General features: G+C 73.8%; 16 protein-coding genes and 1 pseudogene. 5 read left to right on the top strand and 12 right to left on the bottom strand.

The genetic code is table 11. The features are described from left to right. Positions 1-2: 2 nt before the first annotated feature. Positions 3-896 (bottom strand): intradiol ring-cleavage dioxygenase, encoded by an 894-nt coding sequence (locus K2F47_RS18120; protein WP_242904985.1) that lies wholly within the window; start codon positions 894-896, stop codon positions 3-5. 32 nt (positions 897-928) lie between these two features. Continuing rightward, on the bottom strand, positions 929-1735 hold the full coding sequence (locus tag K2F47_RS18115; protein ID WP_242904983.1) for an IclR family transcriptional regulator domain-containing protein: 807 nt from the start codon (positions 1733-1735) through the stop codon (positions 929-931). Between the two features lie 229 nt (positions 1736-1964). Between K2F47_RS18115 and K2F47_RS18110 the strand changes: the two genes are divergently transcribed. The 3 genes from K2F47_RS18110 to K2F47_RS18100 are packed head-to-tail and all read left to right on the top strand — an operon-like array spanning position 1965 to position 5763. After that, on the top strand, positions 1965-3467 hold the full coding sequence (locus K2F47_RS18110; RefSeq protein ID WP_242904981.1) for an FAD-dependent oxidoreductase: 1503 nt from the start codon (positions 1965-1967) through the stop codon (positions 3465-3467). Beyond that, on the top strand, positions 3464-4801 hold the full coding sequence (locus K2F47_RS18105; RefSeq protein ID WP_242904974.1) for an amidohydrolase family protein: 1338 nt from the start codon (positions 3464-3466) through the stop codon (positions 4799-4801). The genes K2F47_RS18110 and K2F47_RS18105 overlap by 4 nt, the downstream gene beginning before the upstream one ends. A gap of 29 nt (positions 4802-4830) precedes the next feature. Beyond that, positions 4831-5763: an alpha/beta hydrolase gene (locus K2F47_RS18100; protein WP_242904967.1), complete on the top strand. Its 933-nt coding sequence runs from the start codon at positions 4831-4833 to the stop codon at positions 5761-5763. A 53-nt stretch (positions 5764-5816) separates the two neighbouring features. On the opposite strand, the gene K2F47_RS18095 is transcribed toward K2F47_RS18100, so the two are convergent. The 7 genes from K2F47_RS18095 to K2F47_RS18065 all read right to left on the bottom strand — a co-directional run bounded on the left by K2F47_RS18095 (position 5817) and on the right by K2F47_RS18065 (position 14743). Continuing rightward, on the bottom strand, positions 5817-7073 hold the full coding sequence (locus K2F47_RS18095) for an MFS transporter (protein ID WP_242904965.1): 1257 nt from the start codon (positions 7071-7073) through the stop codon (positions 5817-5819). Between the two features lie 90 nt (positions 7074-7163). Next, positions 7164-8123, bottom strand: coding sequence for an amidohydrolase family protein (locus K2F47_RS18090; protein ID WP_242904963.1), 960 nt, complete (start codon positions 8121-8123; stop codon positions 7164-7166). A 17-nt stretch (positions 8124-8140) separates the two neighbouring features. Then, positions 8141-8752, bottom strand: coding sequence for a hypothetical protein (locus tag K2F47_RS18085; RefSeq protein WP_242904949.1), 612 nt, complete (start codon positions 8750-8752; stop codon positions 8141-8143). Between the two features lie 188 nt (positions 8753-8940). Continuing rightward, on the bottom strand, positions 8941-10578 hold the full coding sequence (locus tag K2F47_RS18080) for a thiamine pyrophosphate-dependent enzyme (RefSeq protein ID WP_242904940.1): 1638 nt from the start codon (positions 10576-10578) through the stop codon (positions 8941-8943). Next, the gene (locus K2F47_RS18075; RefSeq protein WP_242904933.1) at positions 10526-11848 is read right to left on the bottom strand and encodes an MFS transporter; all 1323 of its coding nucleotides are present in this window, start codon (positions 11846-11848) and stop codon (positions 10526-10528) included. Before K2F47_RS18075 ends, K2F47_RS18080 begins: the two co-directional genes overlap by 53 nt. 63 nt (positions 11849-11911) lie before the next feature. Then, positions 11912-13390, bottom strand: a complete 1479-nt coding sequence (locus K2F47_RS18070) for an aldehyde dehydrogenase (protein ID WP_242904931.1) — start codon at positions 13388-13390, stop codon at positions 11912-11914. Positions 13391-13447: 57 nt separating this feature from the next. Continuing rightward, positions 13448-14743: an FAD-dependent monooxygenase gene (locus tag K2F47_RS18065; protein WP_242904923.1), complete on the bottom strand. Its 1296-nt coding sequence runs from the start codon at positions 14741-14743 to the stop codon at positions 13448-13450. Between the two features lie 51 nt (positions 14744-14794). Between K2F47_RS18065 and K2F47_RS18060 the strand changes: the two genes are divergently transcribed. Further along, positions 14795-15574, top strand: coding sequence for an IclR family transcriptional regulator (locus K2F47_RS18060; protein WP_242904915.1), 780 nt, complete (start codon positions 14795-14797; stop codon positions 15572-15574). Between the two features lie 49 nt (positions 15575-15623). Here K2F47_RS18060 and K2F47_RS18055 read toward each other — a convergent pair whose 3' ends face one another. Continuing rightward, positions 15624-15992: a winged helix-turn-helix transcriptional regulator gene (locus K2F47_RS18055; RefSeq protein WP_242904914.1), complete on the bottom strand. Its 369-nt coding sequence runs from the start codon at positions 15990-15992 to the stop codon at positions 15624-15626. Positions 15993-16090: 98 nt separating this feature from the next. On the opposite strand from K2F47_RS18055, the pseudogene K2F47_RS18050 reads away from it, so the two are divergent. Then, positions 16091-16831 (top strand): annotated as a pseudogene (locus tag K2F47_RS18050) (alpha/beta fold hydrolase); the annotation flags it as partial. Between the two features lie 28 nt (positions 16832-16859). On the opposite strand, the gene K2F47_RS18045 reads toward K2F47_RS18050, so the two are convergent. Next, on the bottom strand, positions 16860-18014 hold the full coding sequence (locus K2F47_RS18045) for an amidohydrolase family protein (protein WP_242904913.1): 1155 nt from the start codon (positions 18012-18014) through the stop codon (positions 16860-16862). Next, a complete protein-coding gene (locus K2F47_RS18040) occupies positions 18011-18856 on the bottom strand; it encodes an ABC transporter permease (RefSeq protein ID WP_242904912.1) in 846 nt (281 codons plus the stop codon). Before K2F47_RS18040 ends, K2F47_RS18045 begins: the two co-directional genes overlap by 4 nt.

Raw genomic sequence — 18856 nt, 5'->3', positions numbered from 1 at the left:
GATCAGTCTTCCTGTGCGTGGGCGCCGGCAGGGCGGAGGACGACGTCGAAGTTCACCGTGCGGAACGGGTTGGGCAGGCCGACCCGGGCGGCGCGCTCCGGGTCGTCGACCGTGGGGAACTCGCGGACCAGGCTGGGCTTGACCCCGAACACCGCGTCGGAGTCGATGTAGGGCGTGTCCGCGACGAACAGGTGCGTCGTCACCGTGCGGTATCCGGGCGCCGACACCTCGAAGTGGATGTGCGCCGGACGGTTCGGATGCCGGGCCGTCGCCTCCAGCAGCCTGCCGACCGGGCCGTCCTGCGGGATCGGGTAGTGGCGCGGGACGATCGAGCGGAACCAGAACCGGCCCTCGTCATCGGCCGTGAACAGGCCGCGCAGGTTCAGCGCGGGCTGGACGTCCGGCTGCTGCACGTCGTAGTAGCCCTCGTCGTTGGCCTGCCACACATCGACGGTCGCGCCGGGCACGGGCCGCCCGTCCGGTCCCGTCACGCTACCGGTGACCAGGCACGGCGCGCCCTTCCCGTCCTCGGCGATGTCGGCGCCCAGCGCGCGCGGCGGCGAGGCGACCATGTGGAAGGGCCCCTCGACCGTGGACTCGGTGAGGCCCCCGCCCGCCCGGTTGTTGATCGTCTCGACCAGCATCGAGACGCCGAGGACGTCGGAGAGCAGGATGAACTCCTGCCGCGTGTCCGTGCACGTCTTCCCGGTGTCGGTGAGATAGCCGATCGCCGTCGCCCACTCGGCTTCCGTCAGTTCGACGTCCTTGACGAAGTCGTGCAGGTGCCGGACGAGCGAGGTCAGCACCCGCCGCAGTCGCGGGTCGGGCGTCGCGGCGAGGCTGGCCGCGACCACCTCGGCCGACCGCTCCTCGCTGAACAGCTCTGCCGATTCCATGGTCACCTTTCGGGGTCGGGGCGGGGAGGCGGTCACGTCCGGCGGACGGACCGCTGCGGCGCGGCGTGGATCAGCTCGTAGTCGCGCCCGATCGCGCCGGTCGTCTGGAGCAGCAGCGGCAGCAGGTCGTCGACGAGCTCGCGCGGGCCGACCTCGGCGGCGAGCGCGGCGAGGTTGACGGCCGCGACCGTCCGGCCGTCGCCGTCGCGCAGCGGCGCGGCGACCGAGCGGATTCCGGGCGCCGCCTCCCCGTCGGTCGACGCCCAGCCGCGGGCGCGCACTTCCCGCAGCTCGGCCTCGATCTCCCCCGCCGGTCTCGGGCGGTGCGCCCGGTGCGGCGACCGGCTCGGCGTGCGGAGCGCCTCGCGCAGGTCGCCGTCGCCCAGGGACGCGAGGAGCACCTTGCCGAGCGCCGTGCTCGCGGCGGGGAGGCGCATGCCCACCGTGACGTTGACGGAGACGACCTTGGGGACCTCGACGCGCGCGACGTAGATGACGTCCGAGCCGTCCAGCTCGGCGACGGACGCCGCCTGCTCGGTGCGTTCCACGAGGTCGCGCAGGTGCGGGAGCGCGACCTCCCACAGCCCGGCCGAGAGCGTGTAGGCGACGCCGAGCTCCAGGACGCGCGGCGTGAGCACGACCCCCTCGGGCGAGGTGCGCGCGTACCCGAGGTGTTCGAGCGTGCGCACGATGCGGCGCGCGGTCGGCCGGGCGAGCCCGGTCGCGGTCGCGATCTCGGTGAGGGACATCGGCACGGGACGCGAGCCGAAGCACCGGAGGACGTCGAGCCCGCGGGCCAGGGCCTCGACGAAGTCCGGGCCGGCGTTCTCACGCGGCATATGGCTCCTTCCCGGCCGGGGGGTGCGGTGCTCGACCGTTGTCCGGTCGGAAGTCCGCTGTTGCCGTACAGACTATGCCGCCGATATTTACGCAGTTCAAGGGGTTGAACATTGAATGGACGACCCGATTGACGGCCGTCTTCACCGGCTCGATGCTGCGGAAATGCGGCCGTGATGACCGCATGCCGGTCAAGGAGCCGTACAACGGCTGCTCCAGTGGAGGCAGTACATGTCGAACAGCGCCACGTCCGCCGACGTCGTCGTCATCGGCGGCGGACCCGCGGGCCTGACGGTCGCGGCCGAGGCCGCGCGCGCCGGGGCCCGCGTCATCGTCGTGGAACGCCGCACGGGCGACACGCACTCGCGGGCCGGGGTGATCCAGCCGCGCGTCCTGGAACTGTTCGACGCCCGGGGGCTGATGGGCCGGTTCCGCGCGGCGGCGGAGCGGTGGCGCCCCGACTTCGAGGTGCCGCGCTACATCTACGCCGGGCTGACCGGGCTGCGCTACGACCAGCTCGACAGCAAGTTCCCCTACGCGCTGATCCTGCCGCAGACGACGACCGAGCACCTGCTCGCGGAATGGGCCGTGGAGCAGGGCGCCGACCTGCGCCGGGGCGTCACCTACACCGGCCACACCGACACCGGGGACGGTGTGACGGTCACCGCCCAGGACCCGGACGGCGGCGCCCTCGAATTCACCGCGTCCTACCTGGTGGGGGCCGACGGGGCGCGGAGCCTCGTCCGCGAGGCGGCCGGGATCCCGTTCGAGGGCCGCAAGACGCGGATGACCGCCGTCGCGGCGGACGCCGACCTGCCCTTCCCCTGGGAGGCGTCCATGCAGATGAAACGCAACGAACACGGCTGGGTGCTCGCCTATCCGTTCGGCCGGGGGATCACCCGGTTCATCATCGTCGCCGAGCACCGCCGGAACGTCCACAAGACCGAGCCGGTCACGATCGAGGAGGTCGGTGAGTCGCTGCGGCTGATCTTCGGGAGCGACTTCGGGGTGGCGTCGGCGCGGTGGCTGTCGCGGTACGGCGACGCGCACCGCATGGTCCCGCGGTTCCGCCGGGGGCGGGTGCTGCTCGCGGGCGAGGCGACCCGCGTGCACTACCCCGCGAGCGGCATCGGCATGAACTACTGCATCCAGGACGCCTTCAACCTCGGCTGGAAGCTCGGCTTCGCCGCGACCGGCCGCGCGTCCGACGCGCTGCTGGACACCTACCACGACGAGCGGCACCCGGTGCTGCGGGCGCTGATGGACGACGTCGCCGCGCAGTGCGCCCTGCACTTCGACTTCTCCCCCGCCGGGATGGCGCTGAAGCAGTTCGTCGAACGGGAGCTCGTGCCGATCCCCGAGGTCAACGCCATCATGCGGAACCGGCTGAGCGGCTTCGGCACGTCCTACCACCGCGACGGCGACGGCCACGCGGCGGACGGCGTCCGGGTGAGCGACCTCGCCCTCGAATCCCCGGCGGGGTCGACCTACACGCGGGTCGCCGCCGAGGCCGGGTTCGTCCTCGCCGACGGCCCGGGCGCCGCGCGGTCGCTGCCGGACGGGGTCACCGGCGTGACCGCGTCCGCCGCCGACCTCGCGCGGCTCTTCGACGCGGCGGCGGTGCTGATCCGTCCCGACGCCTACGTGGCGCGGGCCTGGGCCGAGCGGCCCGGCGACGAGGAGGTCGCCGCCGCCTACCTGGCGGCGACGCGACCGGAGAAGGAGCGGGCATGAGCGAACGCGGCGGCATCCTCATCGAGAACGGCTGGGTCGTCACCGGCGACCCGGCGCTCGGCACGATCACCGGGTGCGACGTCCTGGTCGAGGACGGTGTGATCGGCGCCGTCGGCCCCGGCCTGCGGGAGCACGGCGTCTCCGAGGTGATCGACGCGAGCGGCATGCTCGTGTTCCCCGGGCTGGTCGACACGCACAAGCACACGTGGCAGTCCGCCGTCCGGCACCGGTGCACCGAACTCGACCTGCCGGCCTACTTCGGCGAGATGTTCGGACGGCTCGGCCCGCGCTACCGGCCCGAGGACGTCTACGCCGGGAACCTGCTCGGCGCGCTGTCGGCCCTCGACGCGGGCACGACCACGCTGATGGACTGGTCCCACGTCCAGAACTCGCCCGGGCACGCCGACCGGGCCGTCGCGGCGCTGCGCGACAGCGGCGTCCGCGCGGTGTTCGGGCACGGCTGGCCGCTCGTGGACCTCCCGGCCTGGATCTCGGGCAGCGACCGCCCGCACACCGGCGACGTCCGGCGGATCCGCCGCGACCTGCTGCCGGACGACGGCGGCCTGGTCACCCTGCACCTCGCGGGGCGCGGCCCCGAGCTGGCCACGCTCGCGGCGACCCGCGCCGACCTCGCGATGGCGCGCGACCTCGGCATCCGCGTCTCCATCCACATGGGGTGCGGGACGGAGTTCGGCGCGCTGGCGGCCATCGCGCAACTGGAGCGGGCGGGGCTGCTCGGCCCCGACCTGAACTTCGTGCATTGCAGCGAGTCGTCCGACGAGGAGTTCGCGATGATCGCGGCGAGCGGCGCGACCGTGGCGCTCGCGCCGCAGCACGAGCAGGCCCTCCCCGGCATCGGCCACACCCCGATCGACCGGGTGCGCGCGTTCGGGATCACGGCCGGGCTGAGCACCGACACCGAGACCGCCGGGGCCGCCGACCTGTTCACGCAGATGCGCGCGGCCCTCGCCGCGCACCGCAGCCAGCTCGCCGAGGGCCGCTCGCGGTTCGCCGACCGGCTCGGCCCGTTCACCGCCGCCGACGTCTTCGCGATGGCGACCCAGGGCGGCGCCGACACGCTCGGGCTCGGCGACCGCGTCGGCAGCCTCACCCCCGGCAAGCGCGCCGACGTCGTCCTCGTCCGCGCGGGCGACCCCAACCTGTTCCCCGTCACCGACCCGGTGGCCGCGCTGGTCACCGCCGCGCACCCCGGCAACGTCGACACCGTCCTGGTCGACGGCGCCGTCCGCAAGCGCGCCGGCGCCCTCGTCGGCGACCGCTACGACCGGGCCCGGGAGCTGGCGCTGGCCTCCCAGCGCCGCCTCCTCGGCTGATCCGTCCCGTCCAACTCCGAAAGGCCGCCATGTCACTCGACCCCGCCGTCGCCGGGTTCCTGTCCGCGCTGCGCTCCGCCGGCGCCCCGCCCGGCTTCGCCGGCACCCCCGCCGAGATGCGCGAACGCATGCGGGCCGCGATCGAGGGGAACTGGGACCCCGCGCGGTTCGCCCCCGTGGAGGGCGTCGAGGACGTCGTCGTCTCGGGGCTGCGGCTCAAGGTCGTCCGGCCCGTCCTGGACGCGCCGGGCCCGGTGCCGACCGTCCTGTACTTCCACCCGGGCGGCTTCGTCATGGGCAGCACCCACCTCACGCAGGACGTCGCGCGCCGCCTGGCGCACGACCTCGGCGCCGTCGTGGTGTCGGTCGGCTACCGGCTCGCGCCCGAGCACCCGTTCCCGGGCGCGGTCGAGGACGCGACGGCCGCGCTGCGCTGGGTCCACGGGTCGATCGGAGACCTCGGCGGCGACCCCGCGCGCGTCGGCCTCGCCGGGGAGAGCTCGGGCGCCAACCTCGCGGCGGTCACGGCGCTGCGGGCGCGCGGCGAGGGACTTCCGGTGGCGGGCCAGCTGCTCGCCTCGCCGGTGACGAACTTCGCGGCGCGGTACCCGTCCGTCGAGGAGAACGCCGACGGCTACTTCCTGACGCGCGACGACCTGGACGTCATCAGGACGCTCTACTTCGGCGCCGACGACGCCCTCGCCGCCGACCCGCGCGTGTCCCCGGCCCTGACGCCCGACCTGTCCGGCGCCGCCCCGGCGGTGATCGGGGTGGCGGGCTTCGATCCGCTCCGCGATGACGGCACGGTGTACGCGGCGCGGCTGCTGGAGGTGGGCGTCCCGACCGCGCTGCGCCTCTACCCGGGCCTCATCCACCCGTTCTTCGGCATGCCCGGCCTGTCGCCCGCCGCCGACGCGGCCGTGTCCGAGCTGACCGGCCTCCTCGGCGCCCTGCTCGGCTGATCCCGCACATCGGAAGGCCCGCCCCCTGCGAGGGGGGCGGGCCTTTGTGCTGGTCAGGAGAGGGCGGCCTCGCCGCTCGCGTCCGGGGCGCTCTGCTTGGGCGTCGCCCTGCCCGCGCGGGGAGAGGTCTCGCGGATCAGCAGGGCGACCACGGCCAGCACCAGCGGCGCGGCGCCGTACAGCAGCAGGGCGTTCGCGAGGCTGTGGGTGGCGTCGGCGACCGCGCCGCCGATCTGCGGGCCGAGCGCCCCGCCGACCGTCTCGCCCACCGCGATCTGGAGGGCGAACGCCGTCGCCATCAGCTCGCGGGGCACCGACTCGCCGGGCACCACGTAGGTGACGAGCGTCAGCGACCCGCCCGCCACCAGCCCGACGACCAACGACACCAGGAGCAGCGGCACCGAATGGGCGAACAGCACGAAGAACACCGGCACGAGCCCGCTGGCGACGGCGGCGGCGAACAGCGCGGGTCTGCGTCCCACCCGGTCCGACACGGCCGGGGCGACGACGCTGCCGAGCGCGATGACGCAGCCGTACGCGGTGAGGACGAGCGTCGCGGTGCCCCGGGAGAGCCCCTCGTCGTGGAGGTAGGCGGGCGCGAACGTGCCGAAGCCGATGCTGGAGCCGATGCAGACCGTCGAGCCGAGCAGCGTCAGCGGGACGTTGCGGTCGGCGAGGACGAGCCGGAAGTCACGGGCCCGGACGCGCGGGGCGTCCGCGTCGGACGGGCCGTCCTCGCGCATGAAGACCGCCACGAGGACCGCGACCGCGATACCGGGGACGGCGACGAGCGGGAACGCGAGCCGCCAGCCCAGCGCCGTCGCGAGCCCGATCATGATGCCCGGGGCGAGCGCGCTGCCGATGAGCAGCGTCCCGGCGATGACGACGCCCATGTCGCGCCCGCGCCGCTCCGGCGACGACGACCGGGCGACCGCCCCCTGGATCAGCGGCAGCGCCGGGCCCTCGCAGAAGCCGATGAGCGCGCGGAGCAGCAGCATCGTCTCGTAGTTCGGGGCGAGCGCGATCAGCCCGACCGCGCACGAGAACAGCACCAGGCTCGCGACGATCATCCATTTCGTCCGGCCGCCGAGCCGGTCGGACACGACGGAGAAGATCAGGCTGGAGATCGCCCACGCCACGGCCGTGACGGAGACCAGCGACCCGAGCCGGCTGTTGCTCAGGTGCAGCTCGTCACCGATCTGCGGGAAGAGGAAGGTGATGCCGAAACGGTCGAGGAAGACGATCCCGGCCGCGAAGAACATGATGAGGACGAGGGTGTTCTGCCGTTGGGCACGCCTGATGGCGGACATGAAGAGACTCCCCATGAGTTGGAGTGGGACATATGCGGCGCGCCGAAGAGGGCACGTCACTCGTGTGGGGAGCTGTGAAGCGCGGCGGTTCTACTCGGCGTCGGCTATGCGCTGCGCCGCGCGGGGGAAGAGTTCGAGCGCGCGACCGCCGACGGCGTCCGCCTCATCGGCGGAAAGCGCGCCGCATTCCAGGAGGCTCGTGCGGTTCGACTCGGCCGTGGCCTCGGTCGTGCAGGGCGCGCCCCAGTCGCTCCCGTAGACGATGTGGTCTGCCCCGACCGTCGCCATCGCCGGGAGCAGGGAATGGGGGAACGCCGTGGCGGCGGTGTCGACATAAAGGGTGGAAGTCTGGCGGTCGACCTCTTCCGCCGTCACTCCCTGCGGGACCCACGACTCGTTTCCCAGCAGTTCCAGCCGTCCGGTGAGGGCGGGGAACGCGCCGCCGCAGTGGGCGATCACGAAGGTGATGTTCGGGTACCGCGCGAACGTCTTGCGGAAGACCATGTCGAACACCGTCCGCGCGGTGTCGAAGGCCACCTCGTACAGCGGGACGGGATGGTCGAGAACCGGCGGGAGGCGCGCGTCGGGATGGACGAACACCACCGCCGCCCAGTCGTCGAGCCGCTCCCACAGCGGGTCGAGGGATTCGTGCCCCAGGTGAACCCCCTTGTAGTTCGTCGTCACCGCGAACCCGTCGGCGTCGAGGTCGTCGCGGGCGCGTCCCGCTTCGTTCACGGCTGCCGCGGGATCGTCGGTGGGCAGGGCCGCCAGCAGGCCGAACCGGGACGGGTGGGACGCCACCAGCGACGCGCCGTAGTCGTTGGACGCGCGAAGTCGCCGCAGGTCACCAGGGATGTTGCTGAGCATCTGCATGGCGGTGCCGGACGCGTCCATGTACGCGAGGGTGCGTTCCAGCGACCATTCGTGGGGTTCGCGGAAATAGATTCCCTTCGCCAGCATGGCCTGCCAGCCGCGCACCCGTTCCTCCTCGGTGCTCGGCGGCGTGAAGTGCGCGTGGACGTCGACGTACCCGCCATTGAGCGTGGCCATCTCGCTCTCCTTTCAGTTCAGCCCCGGAAGAGGCGAAGGCCGTCCTCGATCTCGGAAAGGGGGCTCTGCTCCAAATAGGGCGCGAGGGCTTCGCGCGCCTCGGCCGGGGACATGAGCGCGGACGCGTCCACCTCGTCGAAACGCCAGCTTCCGGTGTCGTCGTAGATGAACTCGCCGACGAGCCGCCCGTCGCGGTAGGGCCACGCGGCGGCGAACCGGTGCGAGATCTGGTAGGTACCGCCGGGGTCGACGTCCTCACCGGCGAGCGCGGCATCGGTGCCCCGAACGACCTGCGCGAAAACGGCCTCGATGAAGATTCCGTAATCGGAGACGGCGACCTCCTCCTCCAGCGCGCCGAAGACGTTCACGCCGTTGTCGACGATCTCGCGGTAGAACGCGCGGACCTCTTCCATGCCGTCGCACACGTGCGTCCGCCCGCGCTCGGTGAGCCGGTAGAGGGGATGTTCGACGGTCATCGCCGGAATGAGGATGTCCTCCCAGAAACCCGACACCTCCAGCAGCGCGTGCCTGCGGTAGTTCTTCAGCATGTGCCGGTGCCTCGGGTCGCGGGTCACCTCAAGCGCCGCGTCGACCCCTCGGGTGATCTCCCGTACGTCGAAAACCTTCATGGCACCACTCCTCGGCAGTCCGGAAATCACAGGTTCGCGGCCGGAAGGAAAAGATCGAATCGAGGTCCGGCCGTTCCTCGAAGCCTAGGATCGGGTGGCGACCGGGCGCCGCACCCGGTCCGTTGAATGGACGGCGATGAAATCGCCCCCGAATACCGCCCGGGTAATTCGCGACCGGGGCGGAATCGTCATCCATAAGCGGGGTCGGCGGCGACGTCGATGTCGAGCAGCAGGGGCGTCCGCCGGTCGCGGAGGGACGGCAGCTCCTCGGTCAGCACCCGCGCCAGCTCCTCGTGCGAGGTGATCCGCCGCGCCGGGCAGCCGAAACCCTCGGCGATCGCGGACACGCGGACCTCCGCGAACCCCGGCCACGGCGCCTTCCCCGGCCCGGCCCGCTCGGCGAGCCGGTCCATGATCGCGTAGCCGCCGTTCGCGAGGACGACGTAGAGCACGCCCGCTCCGTAGTGCGCCGCGCTCCACAGTCCCTGGATCCCGTACAGCGACGACCCGTCGCCCAGCACCGCGACGACCGGGCGGTCCGGAGCGCCGAGCTTCACGCCGGCCGCCGCCGGGAGGCCGAAGCCGAGCCCGCCCGCGGCGGCGCTCAGGAAGCCCAGCGGCGCCCGGGCGCGCACGCGGCGGTGCAGTTCGGGACGGCTGGACGGGGTCTCCTCGACCACGACCGCGTCGGCCGGGAGGAGGCGGGCGAGGAGGTCGAACACGTGCGCGGGTCGCAGCGGCTCCCCCGGCCCCGGCGCCGGAACGGGAGCCGCGACGGGCATCGGGGCCGGGGGCGCGGTGTCGCGGCCGGGAAGCCGCCCTGCCACCGCGCGGCACACGCCCGCCGGGTCGGCGACCACCGCGAGGTCGGCGACGCTGCCATGCGCCTCGTCCGGATGGGCCGTCACCTGGAGGACGCGCATGCCGTCCGGCACCAGTTCCCCCGGCTCGCGCGGGTACTGCCGGAACACCGGCGCGCCGACGACGAGGAGGACGTCGTGACCGGTGAGCGCCGCTCGCAGCGCGGACCGTCCGGGCGGCAGGTGCCCGGCGAACGCGGGATGGTCCTGCGGGAAGCCCGCCCGCGCCCCGAACGGCTCCTGCCACACCGGCGCTCCCAGCCTGCCCGCGAGGTCGGCCAGCGCGTCCCACGCCTCCGCCCCGTCGGCGCCGGCCCCGGCGACGACCACGGGGGCGCGGGCCGTACCGAGCGCCTCGGCGAGCCGTGCGGCGCCCTCCCCGTCCGCCGCGCGGGGTCGGTGCAGGACGAGCGGGGCGGCGCCCCGGCCGGGGTCGGCCGGGGCGTCCCAGTCGTCCATCGGGACGGCGACCAGCGCCGGGCCCGCGCCGGTGACGGCCTCGTGGTGGGCGCGTGCGAGGGCGCCCGGCACGTCCTGCGCCCGGACGGGCTGGTGCGTCCACACCGGGTACTCCCCGGCGAGGCCGTCCAGCCTGCCCGCGAGGAACGGGTCGTGCGCGAGGTGGCGGCGGTCCTGCTGGCCGACGACGACCACGAGCGGCGCCCGGTTGGCGCGGGCGGTGGCGAGCGCCGCCACGGCGTTGCCGAGCCCGGCGGTCGTGTGCAGGTTCACCAGCGCCGGACGGCCCCGCGCGAGCGCCCAGCCGGTCGCGATCCCGACGGCCGGGCCCTCGTGCAGCGCCAGCCGGAACGCCATGTCGTCCGGCAGCCCGGTCAGGAACGGGATCTCGGTCGACCCCGGGTTGCCGAAGATCGTCGTCAGCCCGAGGCGGCGCAGCACCGCGAACGCGGCGTCACGGACGCTGACGGCCGCCGGCCGCCCGTCCACCGGTGGTCGATCTCGCATCGGCCTCATCCTTCGTCTCGTTGTCGGTCGCGTCCCCCGGCCGGGGAACGAGGAGCACGAGCCCGGCGGCGGCGACGGCCGGGACCGCGAACGCGTAGAAGTGCCAGTTCGGCCCGAGGACGCCGTCGTCCACGGCGGTCACGACCAGGCCGCCGTAGACCGGGCCGATGATCGCGCCGATCCGGCCGACGGCGAGCGCCCAGCCGAGCGCGGTCGCCCGCGCCGCGGGCGGGTAGTGGCCGCCGACCAGGGCGTTGACCATGGTCTGGCTGTTGGCGCCGAACCCGGCGACGGCCGTGAGCACCAGCAGCGGCACGAGCGAGGGACGCGTCGCGAACAGCAGCACGGACACCGCGGCGACCGCGAACGCCCCGCACACCACCGCGCGCTCCCCCACCCGGTCGGCCAGCGCCGCCGCGGCGATCACCCCGACGACCGCGCCCGCGTTGAAGACCAGCAGGAACGTCAGCGACGAGCCCATCGAGTAGCCGCTGTCGCGCATCAGCTCGGGCAGCCAGGTGTTCAGCCCGTAGACCAGCAGCAGCCCGATCAGCGAGATCGTCCAGAACAGCAGCGTGCCGAGCAGGTTCCGGCGGGAGAACAGGCAGCGGATGGAGTCGAACCTGCCCGCCGCGCCTCCCCCGGCGTCCGCCGACGCGGGTTCGCGCGCCGCGAGGAAGGCGGCCGACTCGGGCAGCAGCCGGTAGGCGAGGGGAACGACGAGCACCAGCGGCGCGACCCCGCAGAAGAACATGACGCGGAACCCGCCGGACGGGAGCGCGACCAGGGCGAGGACGGCGGCGAGCACCCCGCCCATGGAGTACCCGGAGAACATCAGCGCGTTGTGGAGCTGGCGGCGCGCGGGCGGCGCGTACTCGATCGTGAGCGCGATCGCCGTCGGGACGACCCCGCCGAGGCCGAGCCCGGTCACGAAACGCAGCAGCCCGAAGATCTCCGGGTTCGGCGCCAGCCCGGTCAGCGGCATCGCGACGGAGAACCAGACCAGGCAGCACAGCATGATCCGGCGGCGTCCGACGAGGTCGGTGAGGGTGCCGACGACGAGCGCGCCGACCAGCATCCCGACCAGGGCCAGGCTGCCGATCCGCCCGACCTCGGCTGCGTTCAGGTCCCACGACTCGTGGCGCAGCAGGCTCGGTACCACGGTGCCGTAGGCGATCAGGTCGTAGCCGTCGAACACGACGGTCACCCAGCAGATCGCGAGGACCCAGCGCGCGTCGCGCGCTCGTCCCGGGACGGATGTGAGGGCCATTGCACTCTCCTGACGACGAGGCCCCCGCCACGTCCGTTGGGCCTCCGAGGCGGAGGCGTGTTCTCAGATGGGGTAGTGCCGCTCACCGGTCTGGACGGTGATCCACCGCAGCTCCGTGAACTCCTCCAGCGCGGCGCGGGAGCCGAAGCGCCCCCAGCCGCTCGCGCCGACCCCGCCGAACGGCATCCGCGGCTCGTCGTGGACGGTCGGCCCGTTGACGTGGCAGATCCCCGACCGGACGCGGCGCGCCAGGTCGAGTGCCGCGCCGGCGTCGCCGCCGAACACCGCCGCCGACAGCCCGTACTCGGTGTCGTTGGCGACCTCGACCGCCTCGTCGGGGCCGTCCACCTCAATGATCGACAGCACCGGGCCGAAGGACTCTTCCGCGTAGATCCGCATCGCGGGCGTCACGTCCCGCAGCACCGTCGGGCGCAGGTAGAGGCCCTCGGCCTCGCCGCCGGTCAGCACCTGCGCGCCCTGCGCGCGGGCGTCGTCCACCAGCGCGAGCACGCGGTCGCGCGCGCCGCGGTTCACCATGGGCCCGAGCTGGGTGGACGGGTCGTCCGGCGGCCCCACGACCAGGCTCTCGGCCCGTTCCGTCAGCCGTCCGGCGACCTCGTCCGCGATCGAGCGGTCGACGATCAGCCGCTCGGTCGACATGCAGACCTGCCCCTGGTTCAGGAACGCGCCGAACGTCGCGGCATCGACGGCGGCCCGCACGTCGGCGTCCGCGAGCACGATCAACGGGGCCTTCCCGCACAGCTCAAGGACGGTGCGGGTGAGGTGACGGCCCGCGATCTCGGCGATGACGCGGCCGACACGGGTCGAGCCCGTGAAGTTCACCCGCGCGACGGCGGGGTGCGCGACGAGGGCCTCGACGACCTCCGGCGCGTCCGGCGGCGCGTTGCTGACCAGGTTCACGGCGCCGGGCGGGGCTCCCGCGTCGTGCAGCACCTCCACGATCGCCCCCTGAGTGCACGGCGCCTGCTCGGACGACTTGAGCACCACCGTGTTGCCGTAGGCGAGGGGCATCGCCAGCGCGCGCACGCCCAGGATCAGCGGGGCGTTCCAGGGCGCGATGCCGACCACCACGCCGGCCGGCCGGCGGACGCCGAGCGCGGTCAGGCCGGGCACGTCCGAGGGGATGACCTCCCCAACGGCCGAGTACGCCTGCGCGGCGGCCTCGGCGAGCATCCCCCGCGCGACCGACACGTTGAACTCGCACCACGGCCGCGCGGCGCCCATCTCCTGTCGCATCAGCGCGGCAAGGTCGTCCGCGCGTTCGGCGAACAGCGCCGCCGCCCGCTCCAGGACGGCGCGCCTGCGCGCGGGCGGCCACCCGGCCCACGTCTCCAGCCCGCGCTCGGCGGCCTCGACGGCGCGGCGCGCGTCGGCGGGTGAGGCGGCCGCGACCTCGGCGACGGGCGTGCCGGTCAGCTCCGAACTCGTCCGGACGGTCCGGCCGTGCTCGGCCGCGCACCACCGCCCGCCGATGAACAGCTCGCTCGTGCGGACGGCCGGGGCGTCCTCGGTGACGGTCATGGAGATCTCCTTCTGCGGTGGGGCCCGCGGGGCTCGGCGGGCGGACGTGTCCGGGGTTCAGCCCGCGGCGGGCTCGGCGGCGATCGCGGCGTCGGGGTCGTAGCCGTAGATCCAGCCGTTGTCGACCAGCGGGTCGGTCCCGGCGAAGGACGCGTCGCGGGCGCGCTGGTCCGGGCCGTCGGGGAGGTGGTTGACGTCCGAGCGCGCATGGCTCACTTCCTGCAACCGGGACGTGCGGGGCAGGCGCAGCGCCTCGTAGCGCCGCAGCGCGCGGGGCGGGTCGGCGGCGTCGTCGGCGAGGCAGCGGGCGAGGACCGCCGCGTCCTCGATCGCCTGCGCGGCGCCCTGCGCGAAGAACGGGAACATGGGGTGCGCGGCGTCGCCGAGGAGCGTCACCGGGCCGCGGCTCCAGCTCGGCAGCGGCGCGCGGTCCAGCAGCGCCCACCGTCCGGGGTCCCGCGCGGCGGCGATGAGGCCGACGAGCCGGGGGTCCCAGCCGTCGAACTCGCCGAGGAACTCCTCGACGGTCGCGCGCGCCGTCCACGACTCCACCGAGTCCTCGCCCGCCGGGGCGAACGCCACGAGGTTGACGAGCTGCCCGCCGGAGATCGGGTAGTGCACCAGGTGGCGGCCGGGCCCGATCCAGAGCGTCTGCGCGCGACGCCGCGCGAACGGCGGCGCGCTCTCGCCGGGCACCAGGGCGCGGAACGCGCAGAGGCCGGAGTCGGTCGCGTCGTGGGGCTCGGCGATGGCGGCCCGGACCGTCGAGTGGACGCCGTCCGCGCCGATGACGACGTCGGCCTCGGCCTTCTCGCCGTCCTCGAAGCGCAGCAACGCGCGGCCATCCCGGACGTCGATAGCGACACAGCGTTTGCCCAGCCGGACCTCGCCCGGCGGGACGGCGCGGCCGATGGCCTCCAGCAGGTCGGCGCGGTGCACCGTGTAGGTGTGCTCGCCGTAGAGGCGCTCGCAGGCCGTCGCGAGGTCCTCGGCCGACAGGACCGTTCCGTCCCGCCAGCGCCGGAACTCCCACCCGACCTCCAGCCGGACGGCGCTGCCGAGCAGCTGCTCCAGCACGCCGAGCCCGCGCAGGAGGCGGGCGGCGTTGGGCGCGACGACGAGCCCCGCGCCGACCTCGCGCAGCGCGGGCGCCTGCTCGTACACCGTGCCGCGGAGACCCGCGCGGTGGAGGAACGCGGCGGTCGCGAGGCCGCCGATCCCGCCGCCGATGATCGCGATCTCCGGTGTGCCGCCGTCCGGCCCGAGCATCGTCTGGTCCCCCATGGTCGCCGCCTGCCTGCTGACGACGCCATGCTGCCCCGGCGGCCCGTCCCGTGGCGCGCGGTTGGTCATCCTATGGACACCGTCGGCTATCCTCGCGGGTCAACGAGAGGAGGCCGCGCCATGCCGCGCACCAGCGAGCCGGGCCGGAGCGTCAGCTCCCGCCTCCTGGAGGTGCTGTTCGCGTTCCAGCCCGGCCAGAACGTGCTCAGCCTCGCCGACCTGGTCCGCAGGACCGGGCTGCCGCACGCGACCGTCCGCCGCCTGGCCATCGAGCTCACCGACGCCGGGGCGCTGACCCGCCGGCACGACGGCCGCTTCACGATCGGCCTGCGGCTGTGGCAGCTCGGCACGCTGGCGCCGCTCACCGAGTCGCTGCGCACGCAGGCCCAGCCGTTCATGGAGGACCTCTACACCGCGCTCCACCAGCACGTGCAGCTCGCGGTGCTGGAGGGGACCGAGGCCGTGATCATCGAGCGGCTGTCCGCGCCGCAGGCGCCCGAGCTGGTCTCGCAGGTGGGCGGGCGGCTGCCGCTGCACTGCTCGGGGGTCGGCAAGGTCGTCCTCGCGCACGGCGGTGCCGACCTCGTCGACCGGGTGCTGGCGGGCCCGCTGCGCCGGTACACGCCCGCGACCACCGTCGACCCGGGCGTCCTGCGCGGCGAGCTGGCCGAGTGCCGCCGCACCGGCAACGCGAGCGTGCGCGGCGAGCTCACCCCGGGCGCCGACTCGATCGCGACGCGGATCGTGGACGGCGACGGGCGCGTCGTCGCGGCGCTGTCGGTGGTGGTGCGCTCGGGCTCGGTGAACCCCCGCGCGGTGCTGCCGCCGGTGATCGCCGGCGGCCTCGGCATCTCCCGGGCGCTCGGCTGGCGCCCCGGAACCAAGATCCGCGACATGTGACCATCATCCATTGAATGGACGACGGGCGGTAAACCGTTGCCAGACGGGGCTACTCTGCGCCGGCCGCGTCGATCTCGGCCATGTGCTCCTCGGCCCAGTCGCGGACGGCGGCCAGCACGACCTCCAGCGACAGGCCCAGGTCGGTGAGCCGGTAGTGGACGCGCGGCGGCACGGTCGGCTCCACCCGCCGGACGACCAGGCCGTCCCGCGCCAGGTTCCGCAACGTCACCGACAGCATCTTCTGCGAGACGCCGGGCATCCGCCGCTGGAGCTCGGCGAAGCGCAGCTCGCCCGGCGCGGCCGACGCCAGCACCTTCACCGCCATCGACGTCCACTTCGTTCCGATGCGGTCCAGCAGCCGGCGGGTCGGGCACAGCGGATCGAAGAGGTCGCCGCGCGCACCGCTCCTCGGGGTCACCTGGAACTCACCACCTGTCGGGAAAGTGCCTTCTTGGGCCTACGGCACAGGTTACCTATGGTCAGCTTGTCACCATTGGTTACCCCGAAGGGTTCGGCATGGCCTCGCTTCCCCCAACGCGGCGGGTCGCCGCCAACGGCATCGAGTTCAACGTGGCGGTCGCCGGGCACGGGCCCGCCGTCCTGCTGCTGCACGGCTTCCCGCACACCTGGCGGCTCTGGACCGAGGTCATCGCCGCGCTCGCCGACCGCCACCGCGTCATCGCCCCGGACATGCGCGGCACCGGCGCCACCACCCGGGCAGCGGACGGATACGACGCCGCCACCCTCGCGGCCGACGCCGAAGCGCTCCTCGACGCGCTCGGCGAACCCTCGGCGGCGGTCGCCGGGATCGACGCGGGCGCCCCGCCCGCGTTCCTGCTGGCCCTGCGGCGGCCCGAGCGCGTGCGGCGGCTCGTCCTCATGGAGTCGCTGCTGGGACGGCTGCCCGGCGCCGAGGCCCTCCCCACGCCGTGGTGGTTCGGCTTCCACTCCGTCCCGGGCCTCGCCGAGACCGTCCTGATCGGCCACGAGGCCGAGTACATCGACTGGTTCCTCACCTCCGGCACGTGCACGCGGGACGTGCCGCGTCCGATAAGGGACGCGTTCGTCGCCGCCTACACCGGCCCGGACGCCCTCCGCTGCGCGTTCTCCTACTACCGCGCGCTGCCCACGAGCGCCCGCCAGATCCAGGACGCGGCGAACTCGCACCGCCTCACCGTGCCTACGATGACCGTCGGCGCCCACCCGGTCGGCGACGTGCTCGAACGCCAGTTGCGCCCCCTCGCCGACGACCTCACCGGCCACGTCATCGACGACTGCGGCCACCTCATTCCGCTGGACCGCCCCGACGCCCTGGTCCCGTTGATGACGCCGTTCCTCGCCGAACAGTCGCCACCGGAACCAGCCTCCCGCGCGAGCCGCGCCGCTCGCCCAGGGCGTCGGTGTAGGTGAATTCGCCGTTCTCCCATTTCAGTACCGCGATGTCGGCCTCCGCCCCGGGACGCAGTGCGCCGATTCGGTCTCCCCAGCCGAGTGCGGCGGCCGGGGACGTGGTGGCCGCGCGGACCACGTCGGCGAGCGGCATGCCGAGTGCCAGCCACTTGTTCATGACGGTGAGCAGGCCGAATGCGAGGTCGGGGAAGGAGCGGCGGCTGAGGTCGCTGCTGATGGTGTCCGGCGGGAAGCCCTGGGCCAGGAGGGCCTCGGCGACGGCGAAGCCGAAATGGCTCATACCGTGGCCGCAGTCGAAGAGGACGCCGCGTTCGCGGGCCTCGCGCGCGGCGGGGAGCAGTACACCGGTGTCGTCCAGCAAGCCGTTCGGCCGGGGTGTCTGGTAGTGGGTCACCGTGTCGCCGGGCGACAGCAGCGGCAGCAGGTCGGCGAGCGGTTCGGCGGTGCCGCCGATGTGGACGTGCAGCGGCGTGCCCGTCTCGGCGGAGACCCGCGCGCCCAGCTCCAGCATCGGACGGCACGGCCCGCCCGTGATCGGTTCCGACAGCCGCAGCTTGATCCCGGCCACGAGGTCGGGGTGCTCGTGGATCAGGCGTGCCACGCCGTCCGGATCCACGAGGCCCGGGCGCAGCTCCCCCGTCGACCTGGTCAGCCCGGTCCGCGCGAGGTTGAGGTGGCACAGGACGCGGGTGCGCGAGCCGTCCACGATCCAGCGCCGGAACCGCGCGAACGAGTCGGTGCCGCTGCTGCCGCCGTCGGCGACGGTCGTGACGCCGCCGCCCGCGCACACCTCGTCCGGCCAGGCGCCCATCGGCGTCTCGCCCCAGTAGACGTGGGCGTGCGCGTCGACCAGGCCGGGGCAGACGAGGGCGCCCGAGGCGTCCAGCACCCGCGCCGCCGACGCGGGGTCGAGGCGGGGCGCCACGGCGGCGATCACGCCGCCGCGGACCCCGACGTCGAGGCGGCCGTCCAGGCCCGCGCCCGGATCGAGCACCCGGCCGCCCCTGACCAGCAGGTCGTAGGCCGTCATCGGGACGACTCGAAGAACCTTCGCGTGCCCAGCCGGACGAGCCCGAAAAGAATCTTGTTCTGGAGGACGCCGAGCAGCATCAGCACGACCAGCACGGAGAACTCGGCGGCCACGTTGATGGCCTCGCTGTAGGTGAGCAGCAGCTGCCCGAGCCCGCCCGCCGACGGCGCGACGAACTCGCCGACGATCGCGCCGATCAGCGCGAACGCCATGCCGATCTCCAGCCCGGACACGATGCCCGGCACCGCCGAGGGCAGCGAGATCCGGCGGAAGCGCTGCCAGCGTCCCGCGTGGAACGCCGTCGCCATCTCCAGCCGCGACTCCGAGACGGTCGAGAGCGCCGACAGCATCGCGATCAGGACGGGGAAGAACGCCAGCATCGCCGCGAAGCTGAACTTCATCGTCAGCCCGAACCCGAGCCACAGCGCGCACACCGGGGCGAGCGCGATCTTGGGGAGGGACTGGAACGCGACGACGTAGGGGTAGAGGACGAACCGCGCCGTCCGGGACTCGGCCATCAGCACGCCGAGCGCGATGCCAGCCCCGGCGCCCAGCGCGAACCCGATCAGCGTGGCCTTCCAGGTTTCCCAGGCGCTCTGCCCGACCTGGTCGAGGAACAGGTCCGAGCTCATGATCTCCCAGACCTCGGTCGGCTTGGGGATCACGACCCCGCTGATCTCGAAGCGGGAGATCACGAGCTGGATCAGCAGGACGCCGGCGAGGCCGACCACGAGGGGCGGCAGCAGCACGAACGCCGCCGTCCCGAGCGGCCCGGCCAGCAGGGGACGCCTCGGTTCGAGATCCCGCCGGGACCGGACGGGTCTGCCGGGTGCCTCGGTCAC

This window comes from Actinomadura terrae, from assembly GCF_022751215.1.
Classification (GTDB): Bacteria; Actinomycetota; Actinomycetes; order Streptosporangiales; family Streptosporangiaceae; genus Spirillospora; species Spirillospora terrae.
Note: the sequence above shows the minus strand (reverse complement) of the source record. Positions and strands in the feature narration are given on the sequence as shown.

What these genes read in the sequence shown, in the direction of transcription:
- K2F47_RS18120 (WP_242904985.1), bottom strand. Translation starts at nt 896, where the DNA reads ATGGAATCGGCAGAGCTGTTCAGCGAGGAGCGGTCGGCCGAGGTGGTC.
- K2F47_RS18115 (WP_242904983.1), bottom strand. Translation starts at nt 1,735, where the DNA reads ATGCCGCGTGAGAACGCCGGCCCGGACTTCGTCGAGGCCCTGGCCCGC.
- K2F47_RS18110 (WP_242904981.1), top strand. Translation starts at nt 1,965, where the DNA reads ATGTCGAACAGCGCCACGTCCGCCGACGTCGTCGTCATCGGCGGCGGA.
- K2F47_RS18105 (WP_242904974.1), top strand. Translation starts at nt 3,464, where the DNA reads ATGAGCGAACGCGGCGGCATCCTCATCGAGAACGGCTGGGTCGTCACC.
- K2F47_RS18100 (WP_242904967.1), top strand. Translation starts at nt 4,831, where the DNA reads ATGTCACTCGACCCCGCCGTCGCCGGGTTCCTGTCCGCGCTGCGCTCC.
- K2F47_RS18095 (WP_242904965.1), bottom strand. Translation starts at nt 7,073, where the DNA reads ATGTCCGCCATCAGGCGTGCCCAACGGCAGAACACCCTCGTCCTCATC.
- K2F47_RS18090 (WP_242904963.1), bottom strand. Translation starts at nt 8,123, where the DNA reads ATGGCCACGCTCAATGGCGGGTACGTCGACGTCCACGCGCACTTCACG.
- K2F47_RS18085 (WP_242904949.1), bottom strand. Translation starts at nt 8,752, where the DNA reads ATGAAGGTTTTCGACGTACGGGAGATCACCCGAGGGGTCGACGCGGCG.
- K2F47_RS18080 (WP_242904940.1), bottom strand. Translation starts at nt 10,578, where the DNA reads ATGCGAGATCGACCACCGGTGGACGGGCGGCCGGCGGCCGTCAGCGTC.
- K2F47_RS18075 (WP_242904933.1), bottom strand. Translation starts at nt 11,848, where the DNA reads ATGGCCCTCACATCCGTCCCGGGACGAGCGCGCGACGCGCGCTGGGTC.
- K2F47_RS18070 (WP_242904931.1), bottom strand. Translation starts at nt 13,390, where the DNA reads ATGACCGTCACCGAGGACGCCCCGGCCGTCCGCACGAGCGAGCTGTTC.
- K2F47_RS18065 (WP_242904923.1), bottom strand. Translation starts at nt 14,743, where the DNA reads ATGACCAACCGCGCGCCACGGGACGGGCCGCCGGGGCAGCATGGCGTC.
- K2F47_RS18060 (WP_242904915.1), top strand. Translation starts at nt 14,795, where the DNA reads ATGCCGCGCACCAGCGAGCCGGGCCGGAGCGTCAGCTCCCGCCTCCTG.
- K2F47_RS18045 (WP_242904913.1), bottom strand. Translation starts at nt 18,014, where the DNA reads ATGACGGCCTACGACCTGCTGGTCAGGGGCGGCCGGGTGCTCGATCCG.